General features: G+C 35.9%; 15 protein-coding genes and 2 tRNA genes. 10 read left to right on the plus strand and 7 right to left on the minus strand.

Translation table 11 applies throughout. The features are described from left to right. Positions 1-32 precede the first annotated feature (32 nt). Positions 33-1,244, minus strand: coding sequence for a beta-ketoacyl-ACP synthase I (gene fabB, locus J3U09_RS00085; RefSeq protein WP_065733982.1), 1,212 nt, complete (start codon positions 1,242-1,244; stop codon positions 33-35). A gap of 310 nt (positions 1,245-1,554) precedes the next feature. Between fabB and J3U09_RS00090 the strand changes: the two genes are divergently transcribed. After that, the gene (locus J3U09_RS00090; protein ID WP_416380021.1) at positions 1,555-2,820 is read left to right on the plus strand and encodes a putative DNA modification/repair radical SAM protein; all 1,266 of its coding nucleotides are present in this window, start codon (positions 1,555-1,557) and stop codon (positions 2,818-2,820) included. Positions 2,821-2,823: 3 nt separating this feature from the next. Continuing rightward, a complete protein-coding gene (locus J3U09_RS00095; RefSeq protein ID WP_267342791.1) occupies positions 2,824-3,603 on the plus strand; it encodes a TIGR03915 family putative DNA repair protein in 780 nt (259 codons plus the stop codon). Between the two features lie 45 nt (positions 3,604-3,648). On the opposite strand, the gene J3U09_RS00100 is transcribed toward J3U09_RS00095, so the two are convergent. Continuing rightward, positions 3,649-4,407 carry an MlaA family lipoprotein gene (locus tag J3U09_RS00100; RefSeq protein ID WP_416380017.1) on the minus strand — a complete coding sequence of 253 codons (759 nt, stop codon included), beginning with the start codon at positions 4,405-4,407 and terminating at the stop codon, positions 3,649-3,651. Positions 4,408-4,526: 119 nt separating this feature from the next. Between J3U09_RS00100 and J3U09_RS00105 the strand changes: the two genes are divergently transcribed. Beyond that, positions 4,527-4,598, plus strand: a tRNA-Arg gene (locus tag J3U09_RS00105). A 427-nt stretch (positions 4,599-5,025) separates the two neighbouring features. Here J3U09_RS00105 and J3U09_RS00110 read toward each other — a convergent pair. Further along, positions 5,026-5,775, minus strand: a complete 750-nt coding sequence (locus J3U09_RS00110) for a glycosyltransferase family 25 protein (protein WP_267356589.1) — start codon at positions 5,773-5,775, stop codon at positions 5,026-5,028. A 477-nt stretch (positions 5,776-6,252) separates the two neighbouring features. Continuing rightward, positions 6,253-6,329: transfer RNA gene (locus tag J3U09_RS00115), tRNA-Val, on the minus strand. A gap of 297 nt (positions 6,330-6,626) precedes the next feature. Here J3U09_RS00115 and recQ point away from each other — a divergent pair. The 5 genes from recQ (at position 6,627) to ruvB (ending at position 13,021) form a co-directional block, all read left to right on the plus strand. Next, positions 6,627-8,456 (plus strand): DNA helicase RecQ, encoded by a 1,830-nt coding sequence (gene recQ / locus J3U09_RS00120; protein WP_267356591.1) that lies wholly within the window; start codon positions 6,627-6,629, stop codon positions 8,454-8,456. Positions 8,457-8,704: 248 nt separating this feature from the next. Next, a complete protein-coding gene (dnaX, locus tag J3U09_RS00125; protein ID WP_267356593.1) occupies positions 8,705-10,771 on the plus strand; it encodes a DNA polymerase III subunit gamma/tau in 2,067 nt (688 codons plus the stop codon). A 33-nt stretch (positions 10,772-10,804) separates the two neighbouring features. Beyond that, positions 10,805-11,143, plus strand: coding sequence for a YbaB/EbfC family nucleoid-associated protein (locus J3U09_RS00130; RefSeq protein ID WP_065563043.1), 339 nt, complete (start codon positions 10,805-10,807; stop codon positions 11,141-11,143). Positions 11,144-11,389: 246 nt separating this feature from the next. Further along, complete coding sequence (ruvA, locus tag J3U09_RS00135) at positions 11,390-11,998, plus strand: Holliday junction branch migration protein RuvA (protein ID WP_220225976.1); 609 nt, start codon at positions 11,390-11,392, stop codon at positions 11,996-11,998. Between the two features lie 18 nt (positions 11,999-12,016). Next, positions 12,017-13,021: a Holliday junction branch migration DNA helicase RuvB gene (gene ruvB / locus J3U09_RS00140; RefSeq protein ID WP_267338696.1), complete on the plus strand. Its 1,005-nt coding sequence runs from the start codon at positions 12,017-12,019 to the stop codon at positions 13,019-13,021. A gap of 78 nt (positions 13,022-13,099) precedes the next feature. Here the strand turns inward: ruvB and cysK are convergent, their stop codons facing one another. From cysK to yfbV, 3 genes are all read right to left on the minus strand, one after another. Further along, on the minus strand, positions 13,100-14,065 hold the full coding sequence (gene cysK / locus J3U09_RS00145) for a cysteine synthase A (RefSeq protein ID WP_267356595.1): 966 nt from the start codon (positions 14,063-14,065) through the stop codon (positions 13,100-13,102). A gap of 309 nt (positions 14,066-14,374) precedes the next feature. Beyond that, the gene (priC, locus tag J3U09_RS00150; protein ID WP_267356596.1) at positions 14,375-14,881 is read right to left on the minus strand and encodes a primosomal replication protein PriC; all 507 of its coding nucleotides are present in this window, start codon (positions 14,879-14,881) and stop codon (positions 14,375-14,377) included. Positions 14,882-14,891: 10 nt separating this feature from the next. Further along, a complete protein-coding gene (yfbV, locus tag J3U09_RS00155; RefSeq protein WP_065734032.1) occupies positions 14,892-15,341 on the minus strand; it encodes a terminus macrodomain insulation protein YfbV in 450 nt (149 codons plus the stop codon). Positions 15,342-15,526: 185 nt separating this feature from the next. Here yfbV and J3U09_RS00160 point away from each other — a divergent pair, with 185 nt between their 5' ends. Beyond that, positions 15,527-16,732 (plus strand): acetate kinase, encoded by a 1,206-nt coding sequence (locus J3U09_RS00160; RefSeq protein WP_065563049.1) that lies wholly within the window; start codon positions 15,527-15,529, stop codon positions 16,730-16,732. Between the two features lie 67 nt (positions 16,733-16,799). Continuing rightward, complete coding sequence (gene pta, locus J3U09_RS00165; RefSeq protein ID WP_065563050.1) at positions 16,800-18,944, plus strand: phosphate acetyltransferase; 2,145 nt, start codon at positions 16,800-16,802, stop codon at positions 18,942-18,944. Positions 18,945-19,309: the final 365 nt, after the last annotated feature.

The following is a 19,309-nucleotide window of genomic DNA, read 5'->3' on the forward strand; positions in this document are numbered from 1 at the left end:
TGCGGTTTTTTATTAAACATTAACTATCAGACTTAAGCTTTATATTTTTTCATGACAATTGAAGCGTTAGTGCCACCAAAACCAAAGCTATTTGACATTACTGTTGTTAATTCACGTTCAGTTGGCTCGGTAATAATGTTCATTCCAACTGCTTCATCAGCGAGTTCGTCGATGTTGATACTTGGTGTGATAAAGCCATGTTCAAGCATAAGTAATGAATAGATTAATTCTTGAGCACCGGTTGCACTCAATGAGTGGCCAGTCATTGATTTAGTCGAAGAGATAGCTGGAATGTTATCTCCAAATACTTGCTTGATTGCCCATAATTCTTTAACGTCACCAACTGGTGTTGACGTTCCGTGAGTGTTGATATAATCAACCGGTGCGTCAAGATCTTGAATAGCAAGTTGCATACAACGCATAGCACCTTCACCAGATGGTGCAACCATGTCATAACCATCAGATGTTGCACCGTAACCAACTAGTTCACCATAGATATGTGCACCACGTGCAAGGGCGTGTTCAAGTTCTTCAACAACTACCATTCCAGCACCGCCAGCGATAACGAAACCGTCACGGTTTTTATCATAAGCGCGTGATGCTTTTTCTGGGGTGTCGTTGTATTTGGTTGATAATGCGCCCATTGCGTCAAATTCACATGACATTTCCCAGCAAAGTTCTTCTCCACCACCAGCAAATACAATGTCTTGTTTGCCAAGTTGGATAAGTTCTGCTGCATGACCAATACAGTGAACTGATGTTGCACAAGCAGATGTCATTGAGTAGCTAACACCTTTAATTTTAAATGGTGTGGCTAAACATGCAGATATTGCAGATGACATTGATTTAGTTACTGCGTAAGGACCAACACCTCTTAAACCTTTTTCTTTCATGCCGGCAACGACATTATATTGAGTTTTGGTTGAGCCACCATAACCAGCGATTAGACCTGTACGAGGATTAGATACTTGTTCTGGGGTTAATTTTGCATCTTCGATTGCTTGCTGTAGAGCCAGATAACCATAAATAGATGCATCGTTCATAAAACGGACAACTTTGCGATCAATAAGCCCAGTTGTATCTAATTTTACATTACCACATACATGACTGCGCATTCCGCTATCTTTCATTTCTTGAGAGAAAGTAATACCACTTCGGCCCACTTTCAATGATTCTAAAACTTCTTTGGTATTATTCCCAATACTTGAAAGAATACCTAATCCTGTGATTACTACACGTTTCATCTAATGCTTTACTCCTAAGTTAACCAGCTTCGTATGAAAAATTGGTGTGATTATAGCGTACACTTGTAAGCTGAACAATACCCTATGATTGATTTTATTTCACAATTTTTAAATAAGATAGGGTTAGTGGAATAAGTAATCAATAATACTCCCGCTTTTTACATTTTATTTATAGTCTCTTAATAAAGTAGAGTTTATATGCAGTTTTATTGAGCAAATATTTCCTATTTTTGATCTGATAATTTACTTGCAGATGCAAGTAAAATAGCTATAATACTGTAAATATATACAGCCATTGGTGGTAATTATGATTCAAGACAAAATGATATCAAAGCTAGAGATATTGGCAGAATCAGCAAAATATGATATTTCGTGCGCATCAAGCGGTACCTCACGCAATAATAAAAATAAAGGAATTGGTAGTGCCTCTCGTTGTGGTATCTGTCATTCTTTTACCGCCGATGGTCGATGTGTCTCGTTATTAAAGATTATGCTAACCAATTACTGCATGTTTGATTGTGCTTACTGTATTAATCGCCAAAGTAATGATATCCCACGAGCTGGATTTACTCCAAAAGAGTTAGCCGATTTAACCATTGAATTTTACCGTCGCAATTATATCGAAGGACTTTTTTTAAGCTCTGGCATTATGCGTAGTGCTGATCACACAATGGAAAAAATGATTCGGGTAGTCAAAATTCTACGTCAAGAATACAATTTTAATGGTTATATCCATATGAAAGCTATTCCTGGCGCTAGTAATGAGCTTATCAAAGAAGCCGGTTTATTAGTAGATAGAATGAGTGTCAATCTAGAGATTCCTACTGAACGTAATTTAAAATTACTTGCACCGGATAAAGATCATCAAACGATCTATCAACCAATGCGTCATATCCAACAAAATTTGATGGAAAATATTGAAGATCGCAAAAAAATTAAGTCAACTCCAAAATTCGTACCAGCAGGACAGAGCACACAGGTTATTATTGGGGCGACAGATGAAACCGATAATCAAATATTACAACTCACCGCCAAACTTTATAAACGCCCAAGCATGAAGCGGGTTTACTATTCGGGGTTTATTCCGGTCAATAGTTATGACAAGCGATTGCCGGTGTTGCAAGAAGTTCCACGAGTTCGCGAAAATCGTTTGTACCAAGCTGATTGGTTACTTCGTTTTTATGATTTTAGCGTTGATGAGATTGTTAATGATGAACATCCTGATCTTGATTTAACTGTCGATCCAAAGTTATCTTGGGCAATTCGTAATCCGCAGTTTTTTCCGGTAGATATCAATCGTGATAGTTATCGAAAAATTTTGCGAGTTCCTGGCATTGGTGTTAAATCAGCTAAATTAATAGTGATGGCAAGGCGACATCGAAAACTTAATATTGGAGCGTTAAAACGCATAGGCGTTGTGCTTAAACGTGCGCAATTTTTTATTGTTTGTCATGAAATGAGTACCTATAAATTGCTCGAGTCATCTGCTGAATATATTCGACTGAACCTGCAAGATCCGCCATTACTTGAAGCTAAAAAAGATCCTATTCCTCAGCAGCTTGTGATGGGATGGTAAGTTATGCTAGCTTTTTATTATGACAAATCTTTCGAAGGATTGTTATGCGCGGTTTTTGATGCGTTTAAACTTAAAAAAATGCCGGAATGCTTGTTGTCGGATGATGATGTTGTACCGCTTTTGGTATCTGATTCTCACCATGTTGAATTTCGTAATAGCAAGTATGAAAGGGTATATTCGGCGCTACAAAAAAAGTTATCCAAGATTGCACTAAATCAGATCTTATTTACTTGGTTATCAGAGCTGCCTGAAAGTGATTTAATCATTTTTCGTTATATTTGCAAAGTATTTAAATCTAACTATTCAATTGAAACTGATTTTGGCGATCCAGATGTATTAGCCATTCATGATATCGCTAAAAAAGTGAATAAAGAAAAACACCATATCCAACAATTTGTTCGATTTAATGCTATCAAAAATCCAACTAGTGATGAAAAGATCTATTTTGCGGTTATTGGTCCCATTTATAATGCCTTACCATTAACCACACGATTCTTTAAAGATCGTTATGCCGACCAAAAATGGGCAATTTATGATGAAAAACGCCAGTATGGCTATTTTTATGATTTAGAAAAATTGGAGAAAATATCGCTAAACGATGATCTGATTGTCAATAACAAAATTAACCAAGATTATTTAACTGATGATGAAAAACTTTTTCAGACCATGTGGTACCGTTATTGTAATGCACTAACGATAAAAGAAAGAATTAATCCAAAATTACAACGACAAAATATGCCAAGACGATTTTGGCAACACTTACCAGAAATGCAGGAAAAATAAAAAACGCCGAACAAGCCGGCGTTTTTTATTAATGTAGGGAAAATTCTATTGGGCGTCGATATCGCCAATAATACCGTTGATACTTTCTTGACGTTGTTGCTCTTTTTTCTCATCAACTTTACCGCCTGAAGCATTAAAGTCATTACGTTGGAAGTAAGCATTACGCATAAAGTTATAAGGGTCATCACTATTTTTGAGCAGATCTTCATACTCAATAGCCACGGCACGAGCTTCAACGCCATCAACAACACCACGAACTAACGCCCATTCCCAATCTAACCAAACAAGTGGTGGGTATAAGGTGTCAACGATGTCACCACCTTCCTGACGAAGTGTCGCAGAACCATAGAAAGGTAATACAACATAAGGACCATAAGGTACATCATAGTGACCTAATGTTTGACCAAAGCTACGTTTAGAACCTTTTTGTAATTGAGGATCTGCCATTCCAGCAACATCAAATATACCCGCAACACCAAAAAAGGTATTGATAAAGAACCGAGCTAAATGTTTACCAGATTCACGGCCTTCGCCTTGTAGTGCGCTATTGACCACTGAAGCTGGTTCAGAAAGGTTAGACGAAAAATTAACAACCCCTTTACGCACAGGTGTTGGTACATAATCTTTCCAAACCACAGCAGCAGGGCGTAAAATATATGGATCAAGGGCATAATAGTTAACATCAAACATGGTTTTGTTAAAACCCGATAATGGATCACTATAACTGTTGGTTTCAGCTTGATAAGTGGCACAACTTGTCAGTGCTAAAACCGAGAACATCATACCTATTATTCTTTTTTTCATAATGTTATAAATTATAATTGATGAATATTCTGATTGTATCATGTTTGCTCAAAATAGAAAATTTTTCATTATTTAAATAGTAATATCATGATAAATTTATTAGAATAACCGCCCGAGATGACCTCATAGTTAAATGGATATAACGAGCCCCTCCTAAGGGCTAGTTGCAGGTTCGATTCCTGCTGGGGTCAAATTTCCTTAAACTTATTATTACGCTTTTATACTTCTGAAAACGCAAACTTTTTTATGGTATATTTACGGTATATTTTAATATTGCAGCTAAAAATACAGTAAATCATGCTAATAATTAAATCAATCTATACATCAACACAAAAACGAAACTAAATAAATTGCCTCATTATTAAAGCTTGTATTCATACATTATGATCTCAGAATTAGTTTTAACAGCTGAGCAAATTATTAACAAAAATAATTTGAAAAAACATTAACTGATTAATATTAATAATTAAAATTTCAACTTTAAAGGATATAATCAAACTTGAGACATTTGAGAGCGATGAGGTTAATCATTAGAATTATGAAAAATACTGAATGCTATTTACGCGTGGTGACGTTAATAGTATTGATATTGATTTCCCTACATTGCCTGATAATCAGTCAGTAATCTAAATAATTCCTATATTTAGGTTTTTTTGATAGTTTTTGCAGTATTGAAAAAACAAAATTGATTTTAGGTCGCTTTTCTAGGCTGTATAATTTTTGTCGGTAATTTTCTCGATCAGCAACAACCAATTTGCGCTCCGACTCTATCGAGGAGCTACGTTTATCGCGATCGTTGGTTTCAATTAGATGCGGCAGAGTGGCGTATATTTTTACATTTCCGCACGTTCTGAAAATTTCAAACATATCCGCTTCATATCTGATTGGCAACAAAAAATCAACCATTTTTTTTGCTGTTTTTAGCGTGATAATATAACCAGTAGTTCGAACAGCTTTGGCAACGGGGAAAACCTTAAAATTGCCAAGTTTAATTTTTTTATTTTTTGCGTATTCGAAATCGCCAGTTAGCAAAAAAATCCCGTTTTTTGTTTTTTTTTCAAAATCCCTCATAAAATCTAAAGTTCTATTATCGAGGATAGCATCGTCCTCTATAATTAGCGCGTATGGTAAACCCCGGCGTATAATCTCTCGGTACACGCCAATATGACTGAGCGCACACCCAATTTCTCCGTTCGTCAAAAAACAATTTTGATAATCGTAAACGTTGCTACGTATAAAACTTTCATCTAGTTTACTCCCGTCAATAGCTGTGAAAATCTCAAAATCCATTTTCAATTTCTCACATAAATTCGAAATTCTATTTCGTTTATCAACTGCTCTGTCCAGATTTATTACAAATGTTTTCATTAATTAACTTTTCACTAACATGATTTACAATATTGCTTAGTGATAAATATATATTCGATTCAATTGATTAGCAACAATTTATTTACAAAAAAAGCAATTGGTTACCACTTATAGCAAAATATATATTCTTTTGATAATGGAGAGCCTTTAGTCATTCATGTGGATAATAGTAGTTGCCAAAAACAATGAAATAAATTAGGAAGCATATTTAATTAAAATAAAAATGAGCCTGAACTAAAGTTGGGCTATTCATTGTTTTACTAAAAATCAAGGCGCCTAAAGTCATTTTGTATTTTGTTCATTATAAATTAATCTTCTAAAGTGTGAAGCTATGATGTGAAATTATGAAAAAGTGGATAGCAAAAATTTGCTAAAAATGGTATGGCTTTTACCCCAGTTTTACCCCGATTTTACCCCTTTAATAAAATTGAGGAAAAAATTAATTCTTTTGAAGCCTTTTTGTATAAGGCTTTAGGATGGTACGCCCGGGTGGACTCGAACCACTGACCCCCACCATGTCAAGGTGATGCTCTAACCAACTGAGCTACGGGCGTATATTTAGAAAACACGCAAATATTAGCGGGCAAATAGTTTTGTTTCAAGTAAAATAATTAAAAATAGCTGTTTTTTTAATCTTTTGAACTAGATTGGTGATAAAATAGGCAAAACCAATATTAAAAATTCAGATATTTGTCACATTTTTGTACTTTTTATTTTCACTAATTCATATCACAATTCGATATGGATTCTATTTTTTATATTGTTTATTGGTAAATGGATGCTCTTGGTGGTTTGTTGGCGCCAAATTAGCTATACTTCACAGCGTCGTTAAGTTACTGGTTCAGGTTGTTATGTCGTTTAAAGATCAGATTGAAGATGTTCTGCATAATATTTTTGGCTATAAGTCGTTTAGGAATCAACAAAAAGATATTATTGAATCAGTGATTGACGGGCGTGATGTTTTGGCCGTTATCCCTACCGGTGGCGGTAAGTCGCTTTGTTATCAAATTCCAGCGGTCGTATTACCAGGCACAGCTATAGTCATTTCGCCACTTATTTCGTTAATGAAAGATCAGGTCGATCAATTGTTGGTGAATGGTATTCCTGCCGCATTTTTAAATGCAACTCAATCAGGCATCGAACAACAAAATGTTATCAACCAGTATCTAAACCATTCAATTAAATTGTTGTATATTTCCCCTGAGCGCTTGACAGTATCATCTTTTGGCGCGTTACTGGATCAGCATCCTCCTTCTTTAATTGCGATCGATGAGGCGCATTGTATTTCACAATGGGGACATGACTTTAGACCTGATTATCGCCAATTAAACCAGTTATCAAAACGTTTTCCTGATGTACCAATTATCGCGCTTACAGCCACTGCCGATGAGATGACACAGAGGGATATTCTTAATCAGCTCAATTTAGTTGATCCGTTGTTTGTGGTTCGTAGTTTTGATAGGCCGAATATTCGCTATACCGTGGTAGAAAAGTTTAATCTTACTGAACAAGTTGTGTCGTTTATTGAAACGCAAAAAGGGAATAGCGGGATTATTTATTGTTCTAGCCGTTCTAAAGTTGAGGACATGACAACAAGGCTTGTGGCAAGAGGGTTTTCGGCTATCGCTTATCATGCTGGATTGTCTACAAGCGAACGGCAAAGCGCTCAGGAGAGTTTTTTAAAGGATAATACACAAATTATTGTGGCAACAGTCGCTTTTGGCATGGGGATTAATAAGCCTAATGTTCGGTTTGTTGTTCATGCAGATTGTCCGCGTTCAATTGAGGCTTATTATCAAGAAACAGGTCGTGCTGGGCGCGATGGTGTTCCTGCAGAAGCGATGCTATTGTTTAAAAGTAATGATTTAAGTTGGTATAAGCAGCAAGTCATTGAAAAGTATGATAACGATCAGAAGCAAGTGGAGCTTCATAAGATTCAGGCGATGGAGTCATTTGCGCAATGTATGACGTGTCGCCGTATTGTGTTGTTAAATTATTTTGGTGAACATAGAACTGAGCCTTGCAATAACTGTGATATTTGCCTTTATCCACCTAAGCAATATGATGCGTTGATTGATGCGCAAAAAGTTTTGTCTTGTGTTTATCGGGTTGAGCAGCGCTATGGTGCCCAATACATAGTGGATATTTTACGTGGTTCGGGGCGTTCACAAATTAAAGATAATCGACATGATAAGCTTTCAGTTTATGGAATTGGTAAAGAGCATAACGCTGATTATTGGCTTAGTGTAATAAGGCAGTTAATTTTTTTAGGTTATTTGCGGCAAAATATTTCCAATTTTAATACTTTGCAATTGACTGAAAACGCACGGGCAATATTGAAAGGTGAGGTGCAATTAAAGTTAGCAAAACCACGATTAGAAATTGTTAAGAAGAGTCGTTTAAATCGTTATGCTCGATCAATTAATTTAACGACTATTCTATCTTATGAAGAGCGAATTTTATTTAATAATCTTAGACGATTACGTAAAGAGATTGCCGATATGGAAGATATCGCTCCTTATATTGTATTTAGTGATGCAACCTTACTTGAAATGGTGCAAACGATGCCTGAAAGTAAGACACAACTTATTAATGTGTCAGGTGTTGGTAAAATTAAATTGGAGAAATACGGCAATCTGTTTTTGGATGAGATTAATGACTTTGTAATTAAAAATATATAACGCTGAGAGTTAAAATTTAAATCAATTTATTCATTGAAAAAAAGTTGAGGAACGGGGTTTTTGAGCAAAAAAATCCTGTGATATAACACAAATTATTATATGTTTTACTCAAAATTGCGTTTTTATAATCTAATTTGTTTATAAATTAATTAAGGTCTATTATTAATTCGAAAAGTGGCATCTTAAAGACTAATTTGGCTCTTTATGATATGATTAGCAAAATTTAATCGTAATAAGTAATGGTGATTATGAGTTATCAAGTTTTAGCACGTAAGTGGCGACCAAAGTCGTTTTCTGAGGTAGTAGGGCAACAACATGTGTTGAAAATTTTATCTAATGCCCTCTCTCTTGGTCGGGTGCATCATGCTTATCTGTTTTCTGGTACACGAGGTGTAGGAAAGACGTCGATTGCTCGTTTGTTAGCTAAAGGCTTGAATTGTGAAAGTGGTATCACTGCAACACCTTGTGGTGTTTGTGATAATTGTCGTGAGATTGAGCAAGGTCGTTTTGTTGATTTGTTAGAAATTGATGCTGCATCACGAACTAAAGTCGAAGATACGCGTGAAATTCTAGATAATATCCAATATTTGCCAACTAAAGGGCGTTTTAAAGTTTACTTGATCGATGAAGTGCATATGTTGTCTCGCAACAGTTTTAATGCATTATTAAAAACTTTGGAAGAACCACCTGAACATGTTAAATTTTTGTTAGCGACAACCGATCCTCAAAAATTACCTATTACTATTTTGTCTCGCTGTTTGCATTTACATTTGAATGTGCTTGATACATCTTTAATTGGTGATCAGTTAAATCACATTTTACAATTAGAGCATATTGAAAGTGAGCCAAAAGCTATTCATTTATTAGCCAAAGCAGCCAATGGAAGTATGCGAGATGCGTTAAGTTTAACCGATCAGGCTATTGCGCTAGGTAATGGTAAAGTCGATGCCGTATCAGTTGCATCAATGCTTGGAACATTAGATAAGGCTATTCCTTTTGCGTTAGTTAATGCACTTTACCAAGGCGATGGTAATGCGTTAATGCAACAAATTGAATTGGCGGCAATGCAAGGAGCTGATTGGGATAATTTATTAGCTGAAAGCATTTCTTTGTTACATCAAATTGCTTTATTACAAGTAGTACCTACAGCCTTAGGTGATTATGCCGATAGTGAGGAGCAATTGCGTTTTTTAGCTCAATACATTTCACCAAATGATGTACAATTGTTTTATCAAATTTTATTGATGGGTCGAAAAGAACTCACGCTTGTACCTGACAAGAAAATGGGCGTGGAGATGAGCTTTTTACGCGCGTTAGCCTTTATGCCAAAAGATGTTGATTCGATTTCTCAACCGGTTTCAACCACTAATCCTTCAGCTGTAGGACATCCACCTGTCCCAAAGTCTAATCCGCCAAAAGTTGAATCAGCAACATCAGCTTCTATGCCACCGATTCCAGTAAAGAAGGATGCAGCTAAGTCATCAGTTCAATCAACGGCACATTCACAATCATCATTAGCTGATAATAATGTTTCTCCTGTGCATCAAGCTAATAATTCGATGCCAGCCCATTCTATATCGCTTCCAGATGATGCTTCGTCTATCACTAAAAATATTTTAGAGATGCGAATGCAGTTAATGGAGGAACAAAGTTCAAAAAAGTCTGAACCGGTTGGTGCCAATCAACCATCAAGCGATTTAGTTAACTCGAGCCGTGTTAAACAGGCTACTAAGACTGAAGTTAATAGTGCAGTGGTGGATGAGGTTGTAGAGGACGACGAAGAGGAAATTACAGCAGAAAATTATCAATGGCAATCGACTGGACTGTTTGAGTCTAAGAATGAGCCGGTGATTGATGCGAAGTCAGTTAGGGAGTCACTTAAGGTTGATAAAACTCCAGAGATGACAAAAAAATTGATTGAAGAGATGGTCGAAAAAGATGCTTGGAGTGCGGAAATTGAAAAATTGGAGATTGCACCGCTAATTAAACAGATTGCGGTTAATTCGTATCCTGAAATAGTCGATGATAATAGTGTAATTTTGCATACGCGTTCGGCTGTTGAGCATTTAACTAAGTCGTCGGCAAATTGTATTAAGCTACGAACTGCGATGTCAGCTTATCGTCAAAAAACACTTAATTTAGAGGTTGTGATTGATGATAGTAAGGATATAAAAACGCCATTAGAATTACGAGAAGATTTATATCAGCAGAAGCTTGAACAAGCTAAACAAACGATACATCAAGATCCTAAAGTTGAGACGATTTGTCAATATTTTGATGCCAAGATTGATGAATCGAGTATTCGTCCTGTATAATTACAGACTAAATGTTTTTAATGAGGAATAATTATGTTTCCAGGTGGAAAAGGTGGTTTGGGCAATTTGATGAAACAAGCCCAACAAATGCAAGCAAAAATGCAGCAAGCTCAGGAAGAGATTGCTAAATTAGAGGTTACTGGAGAGTCTGGCGCGGGTATCGTTAAAGTTACTGTAAATGGTGCACATAGTTGTAAACGCGTTGATATCGATCCGTCTTTATTAACCGAAGATGATAAGGAGATGTTAGAAGATCTTATCGCTGCAGCCTATAATGATGCTACTCGCCGTTTGGAAGAAGCTCAAAAAGAGCGTATGGCTCAAGTTACTGGTGGAATGCAATTACCACCTGGTTTTAAAATGCCATTCTAATTTGAATCTTTAACTCTATTTTTCTGATATTGCTGACTTTTGTCGGCAATATTTTTGTCTACTGACTGTTTATTTATACAGTTTGTCTTTATTAATTTTCTCCTATCAGGTAAACTAACTCACAATTGTTTTTTTAATTCACATTCAATTTTGATCATAGTAATTAGGCTGATGTTGAACGAGAGTTTTCGTTTAATACTGATTGATCAACGTTGTTTAATTGACATTATTTATTAAGGATATATTGTGATAGGTCGTTTACGTGGAATCATTATTGAAAAGCAACCACCCAAAGTGTTAATTGAAGTTGGTGGTGTTGGCTATGAAGTTTTTATGCCAATGACCTGTTTTTATGAATTACCTGATAATGGTAAAGAAGTGATTGTGTTAACTCATTTTGCCGTTCGTGAAGATGCTCAAGTGCTGTATGGCTTTAATCATGAACAAGAGCGTGAATTGTTTCGTGAGTTGATTAAAGTGAATGGTGTTGGTCCCAAATTAGCGTTAGCAATTTTATCAGGAATGTCAGCAGGGCAATTTATTAGTGCAGTTGAGCAAGGTGAAATCAAGACGTTAGTTAAATTACCTGGTGTGGGCACAAAAACGGCTGAACGATTGATTGTCGAAATGAAGGATCGAGTTAAACGGTTTGGTGACGAGTTAGCTAATGTAAACGTAACTGTTGAGACTGGAAGTCTTAAAAAATCCTCAAGTCAGATTGAAGGTGAAGCCGTTTCGGCACTTATCGCTTTGGGTTATAAACCACAAGAAGCAAGTCGTATTATTAGTAAAGTCATTAAGCCAGACATGGATTGTGAAATGCTAATACGTGAAGCATTAAAGTCAGCATTATAAAGAAAATAGGGAACGATGATGATTGAAGCGGATCGTTTAATTGCGCCACAGGCTCAAAAAGAAGAAGAGTCGTTAGATCGGGCTATTCGTCCTAAATATTTGGATGAGTATATTGGTCAACCTCAAGTGCGAGAGCAGATGAAAATCTTTATTCAGGCAGCCAAGCAACGTAGTGATGCGCTTGATCATGTTTTAATTTTTGGTCCTCCAGGTCTTGGTAAAACGACTTTAGCTAATATTGTTGCTAATGAAATGAATGTTAATTTGCGCACTACCTCTGGCCCAGTGTTGGAAAAAGCAGGTGATCTGGCTGCAATGTTAACCAATCTCGAGCCTAATGATGTGCTGTTTATTGATGAAATCCATCGATTATCTCCTGTCGTTGAAGAAATATTATATCCTGCTATGGAAGATTATCAGCTCGATATTATGATTGGTGAAGGTCCAGCCGCACGTTCAATTAAAATCGATCTTCCGCCCTTTACACTTATTGGCGCCACTACTCGAGCGGGTTCGTTAACATCGCCATTACGCGATCGTTTTGGGATTGTGCAACGCCTTGAGTTTTACCGTGTTGAGGATTTGGAGTATATCGTTAGTCGTAGTGCTAAGTTTTTAGGTTTAGATCTTTCCAAAGAGGGTGCCTTTTTAATAGCTAAACGCTCACGCGGAACGCCTCGTATTGCTAATCGTTTATTGCGACGTGTGAGAGATTATGCGGATGTTAAATCCAAAGGTGTTATTGATGAGCGTATTGCGACTCAAGCTTTAGATATGTTAGATGTGGATAATGAAGGCTTTGACTATATGGATCGTAAGTTACTTCTTGCCATCATCGAAAAATTTATGGGTGGTCCAGTAGGATTAGATAATATTGCTGCAGCAATTGGTGAGGAACGTGAAACGATTGAAGATGTGTTAGAGCCGTTTTTAATTCAGCAAGGTTATATCCAAAGAACACCAAGAGGACGGATTGCAACACCACATGCTTATCGACATTTTGGTATTGTTCAAGATAATTAATTTGATTTATTTTAATTTGAATTATCCGATTTTTAATCCAACACCGCCAAATGGCGGTGTTTTGCGTTTATAGGATAATTAACCAAGTTCTTTCTCAGTGAAAATACCACTAAATAAATCAGTACTAAGGTAACGTTCACCTGAAGAGGGTAATATTACCACGATGGTTTTATTCGCATTTTCTGGTAATCGAGCCAAACGATCAGCTGCAAATACTGCAGCACCGGATGAAATTCCTGCTAAGATACCTTCTTTTTCCATTATAATGCGAGCGGTTTCGATTGCTTCTTCGTTAGATACTTTTTCGACCAAATCAATCAAACTCAAATCTAAGTTACCAGGAATAAATCCAGCTCCGATACCTTGTATTTTGTGTGGGCCAGGTTTGATTGGTTCGCCAGCAAGTGCTTGCGTAATTACAGGTGAGGTAGTTGGCTCAACTGCGACAGCCGTAATGTTTTTTCCTTGAATTTTTTTGATGTATTTTGTTACACCAGTAAAGGTTCCACCAGTTCCCACTCCTGCAACGAAAATGTCGATTTTTCCATCTGTATCATGCCAAATTTCTGGTCCTGTGGTTTTTTCATGAATTTCTGGATTGGCGGGATTGCTAAATTGTTGGAGCATAATATTGTGTTTGGGATTACTAGCAACGATTTCTTCCGCTTTTTCAATCGCACCTTTCATTCCCTTGGCAGCTTCAGTTAATACAAGGTTTGCACCTAACGCTTTTAGAAGTTTGCGGCGTTCAATACTCATGCTTTCTGGCATGGTTAAGGTTAATTTATAACCACGAGCAGCGGCAACAGCAGCTAATGCGATACCAGTATTACCACTAGTTGGCTCTATAAGTTCGACGTCAGGGTTAAGTAAACCACGTTTTTCGGCATCCCAAATCATATTTGATGCAATTCGGCATTTGACGCTGAAACTTGGATTACGAGATTCGACTTTAGCTAATATATTACCATTCCCAAAATGTTTTAATCGAACTAGGGGAGTATGGCCGATGGTTTGTGAGTTATCATCAAATATCTTACTCATGGAAAAGTCCTTATTAGTTTATTCTTAGATTCAAAAGTGGTGGCAAGTAATTAATTAATGTTGATGACTATATTATAGATTGAACTGAAAAGATGATACTAATTATTAATTATATTCATATGCATTTTTGATATAAGGGCCTTTATTTTGACTAGCTAGTATCCTTTTTAGTGCTAGGATCTTACTATAGTATTGAAATGTGAATTTACATATACGCTATATTTAGGCGTGTTTTGTTAAGACATTATTTTAAGCTAGGTAATCGTTGATCATCAAATATTCAGAAATTTATGATTATCTATGAAACTATTATTCAATAAAACTATTTTCCATGTCTAATTCAATCCTTTTAATAGCTTGTTCGCAGCGGTATATTCGATTATCAAGGGCAGCGATTTTGGTGTGTTCTATTGACTCTATAGAGAGTTCGAGCTCATATTTCATCTCTTGTAATCGTCGTAAATAATCTAAATGTCTTGAATGTTTTTCAGCTAATGTTTCTGTAATAATATGGCCAGTAGTTTGTTTACGTAAATGTACTGTGGCAAGCTCACGTGTTAGGGCGGTAATTTGGTTTATAAGTCTTTCTGATAAAAATTCGATTTGTGTGCGTTTTTCTGAAAGTACTGCATCACAAAGTGCTAGATAGGTTTGCTTTACTTTATCTAAATAGAATTGATTGTCGGTTTCAATTTTACTGGTGTTAAACAGATGCTCATCAAAATAATGCTCTTGATAGCTTTGTTGTTCGGATAAGTTCAACTGCTGTTCAAGCTCGTTTATTTGATTTTTCAATTTTTCCAAAAATTTTTGCATGGATATATCTTTATGGTTGGTTATCGTCATTTTGCCCAAAATAATTCCCTAAATGAATTTTAGATAAGTTTATTAGTTTCATTAACGATTCAAAAGTTAATTTTTCATTTGGATTTTTATTCGGACTTAATATCTTTTTTTCAATTAATTGCAACTTGATTCGGTTATAACTGTCAATTAAGTTGAGCGGTAATGGCGATTGAGAACGATATCCTAACCACAAGATCCCTTGAATAGGTAAACTTAAGGCAAATAGAATTGTGATTGCTGTTACCGCTAATTGCGCGGGTAAATAATATTGCCAAAGAATTAAGCCTATGATGATCGGCGGTAAAATTTTTTTTGCAACTTTGATGTAGTTAATAATTTTTAATTCAGGAAATGAATAGGATAGGGCTTTATCTTTTGGGCAAATATCCATATATATTTGACCTGCCTTAAAAATTTTAACTAAGTTCATCTGGTTTGGATTCCTCGACATTCACATTTTATTGTCTTAAAATAGTGCCATTCAAATTGGGGGCTCTCTTTATTTTATCTCAAATTTCAAGATATCAGAAGTCGCCTTATATAACACATTGATTAATGTGTAGAGTTGCCAATATTGATTGGTAAAAATCTTTTATTCAATTTATAGGAATTACTATGTCATCAAGTAATAACGCTCTCGTTCTGAATTGTGGAAGTTCATCTTTAAAATTTGCTATTATTAACCCTGAAAATGGTGATGAGTTTTTATCTGGTTTAGCTGAATGTTTTCACCTTCCTGATGCTCGTATCAAATGGAAATTAGATGGTGAAAAGCAAGAAGCTTCTTTAGGAGCTGGTGCAGCACATAGCGAAGCGATTAAATTCATTGTTAATAACATTTTTCCACAAAAACCAGAATTATTAGACAGCATAAAATCAATTGGGCACCGTATTGTTCATGGTGGTGAGAAGTATACCCAATCAGTTGTGATTGATGATTCCGTTTTAAAAGGTATTGAAGAAGCTTCTGCTTTTGCGCCTTTACATAATCCAGCACATTTAATTGGTATTCGCGAAGCTTTTATTGCATTTCCTCATTTAAAAAATAAAAATGTTGCAGTATTTGATACAGCTTTCCATACTACAATGCCTAAAGAAGCATATTTATATGCAATTCCTAATGAATTATATACTAAGTACGGTGTTCGCCGTTATGGTGCTCATGGTACTAGTCATTATTATGTCAGCCGAGAAGCTGCAAAATTATTAAATAAACCTGTTGATCAAACGAATGTGATTACATGCCACTTAGGTAATGGTGCTTCAATCACTGCTGTGAAAAACGGTAAAAGTATTGAAACTTCTATGGGCTTAACACCACTTGAAGGTTTAGTTATGGGGACACGAAGTGGTGATATCGATCCTGCTATCATGTTCTTTTTACATGACAATTTAAATATGTCAGTTGCTGATATTAATAATTTATTAAATAAAAAATCAGGATTATTAGGTTTAACTGGTGTAAGTAGCGATTGCCGTTATGTAACAGATAATGCAGATAAAGACGAAAATGCTAAAAATGCTTTAGAAGTATTTGTTCACCGTTTAGTCAAATACATTGGTGGTTATGCGATGTTGTTAGACGGCCGTTTAGATGCAATCGTGTTTACTGGTGGTATTGGTGAAAATGCTGAATGTATTCGTCGTAAAACTTTAGAAAAATTAAGTATACTTGGTTTTGAGATTGATAAAGAACGCAATTTAGCTGCACGTTTTGGTAACGGTGGTGTGATCACTAAAGATGGTTCTGCTATTGCAATGGTTATTCCTACCAATGAAGAACTTGTCATCGCACAAGATGCAGCACGCTTAACAGCTTAAGCACTTTAAAACCGCCGTTAAGGCGGTTTGTTTTTGGATTTAATAAAGAATTAAGAGGAAACTTATTATGTCTCGTACCATTATGCTGATTCCAACTGGTACCAATGTTGGATTAACGGGTGTAAGTCTTGGTGTTATTCGAGCAATGGAACGTCAAGGTATTAACTTAAATGTATTTAAACCAGTTGCCCAACCAAGAGCAGGTGGTGATGCGCCTGATAATACAACGACTTTAGTTAGTAATAATACATCGATTCCAACTTTGAAACCTTTAAAAATGAGTTATGTTGAAAACTTATTAGGTTTGAATCAACAAGATGTTTTGATGGAAGAAATCGTTGCACTATATGCAGAAAATACTAAAGGTGCTGATGTTGTTTTAGTTGAAGGTATTGTACCAACTATTGATTATCCATTTGCTAATGAACTAAATAATAACATCGCGAAGACTTTAGGCGCTGAGATTATTTTTGTGGTTAATATGGGGAAAGATGATCCAGAGCAGTTGAAAGAACGCATTGAGATTGCTCGTTCTAATTTTGGTGGCATCAAAAATGATAAGATTATTGGTGTGATTGTTAACAAAGTCAATGCACCAGTAGAAGAACAAAATCTCGCTCGTCCAGATGTTGTTGAAATTTATCATACACCTAAATTTGATGGTAAGAAAATTACAATTAATGATTTAAGCGAGCATTGCCCATTACCTGTACTTGGCTGTATTCCTTGGAACATCGATTTAAGTTCTTGTCGTACATATGACATTGCTAATCATTTGCAAGCTAAAATCATTAATGAAGGCGGTATTAAAAATCGTCGAATTAAACATGTTTCTTTCTGTTCTCGTAGCGTTCCAAATATCATTAATCACCTTCAACCGAACGCGTTATTAGTAACTTCAGCTGATCGTGCTGATGTTTTAGTAACAATCTGTTTAGCTGCAATGAATGGTGTTGCTATTGGTGGTGTATTATTGACTGGTGGCTATGATATTGATGAAAAAATCTATAAATTGTGCCAACCTGCTTTTGATACAGGATTACCTGTATTTACTGTTAAAACCAATACATTCCAAACTTCAATCAATTTACAACAATTCAATTTAGAAATCCCGGTCGATGATAAAGAACGTATGGATAATACTCAGAATTTTGTTGCCGATCACATTGATCCAAGTTGGATTAAATCATTGAATGAAGTGGTTAGTTCTGCTCGTCGATTATCTCCTCCAGCATTCCGTTATCAATTAACAGAGCTTGCACGTAATGCGAAAAAAGTGGTGGTGTTACCTGAAGGGGATGAGCCGAGAACAATTAAAGCAGCTGCAATTTGCGCAGAGCGTCATATTGCTAAGTGTGTGTTAATTGGTAATCCTGATGAAGTCCGTAAAGTGGCAGCGTCGCAAGGTGTTACTTTAGGTGCAGGTGTTGAAATTGTTGACCCAGAACGCATTCGTGATAAATATGTACCTCGTTTAGTTGAATTACGTAAAAACAAAGGTATGACTGAAGTTATTGCGCGTGAGCAATTAGCTGATAATGTTGTGCTTGGTACAATGATGCTTGAAGCAAATGAGGTTGATGGTTTAGTCTCTGGTGCTGTTCATACTACGGCCAATACTATTCGCCCTCCGCTACAATTAATCAAAACTGCTCCAGGTAGTTCGCTTGTTTCATCGGTGTTCTTTATGTTAATGCCTGATCAAGTTTATATCTATGGGGATTGCGCTATTAATCCAGATCCAAATGCGCAAGAACTTGCTGAAATTGCTATTCAATCTGCTGATACTGCTATTGCTTTTGGTATTGAACCTCGAGTGGCGATGATCTCTTACTCAACCGGTAGTTCTGGTCAAGGTGCTGATGTTGAAAAAGTGAAAGAAGCAACACGTATTGCTCAAGAAAAACGTCCAGATTTAATGATTGATGGCCCTTTACAATATGATGCTGCGGTTATGCCTGATGTTGCGAAATCAAAAGCGCCAAATTCTAAAGTTGCAGGTAAAGCGACGGTGTTTATATTCCCTGATTTAAATACTGGTAATACAACTTACAAAGCTGTACAACGTTCAGCTGATCTTGTTTCAATTGGACCTATGTTACAAGGTATGCGTAAGCCTGTTAATGATTTGTCTCGTGGTGCGTTAGTTGATGATATTGTTTATACAATTGCATTAACTGCAATTCAATCCGCGCAAGAAAAAAATAGCTAGTAAATTATTAATATTTATGTTTAAATTTATGAGAGGTTTTTCACAGACCTCTCATTTTTTATCTGTCCGATAAGTCCAATCACATAAAGTGACGAAATTAGTTAAGGATGATGTAAGTTATACATTATTTAGCGCTGTTTTTTGTTCCAATTCTATACATTATAAAGTTCTTTTTGATTAATTTATTCAAGCTATATGACTATACATGGTCTATATCTCCCTAATTTAATCAATTTGTTAATTATTTGTCTATTTCATTACCTGTTTAAAGATTAAGCAAAGCTGTTTTTATATTCCTAAGTTTTAAGAAAGATAAGTTTTATTTTCAATATTATTTTTAATTAAAAATACTAAAGGTATAACGG

This window comes from Gilliamella sp. B2889 (genome assembly GCF_026536885.1).
GTDB classification, from domain to species: domain Bacteria; phylum Pseudomonadota; class Gammaproteobacteria; order Enterobacterales; family Orbaceae; genus Gilliamella; species Gilliamella apicola_E.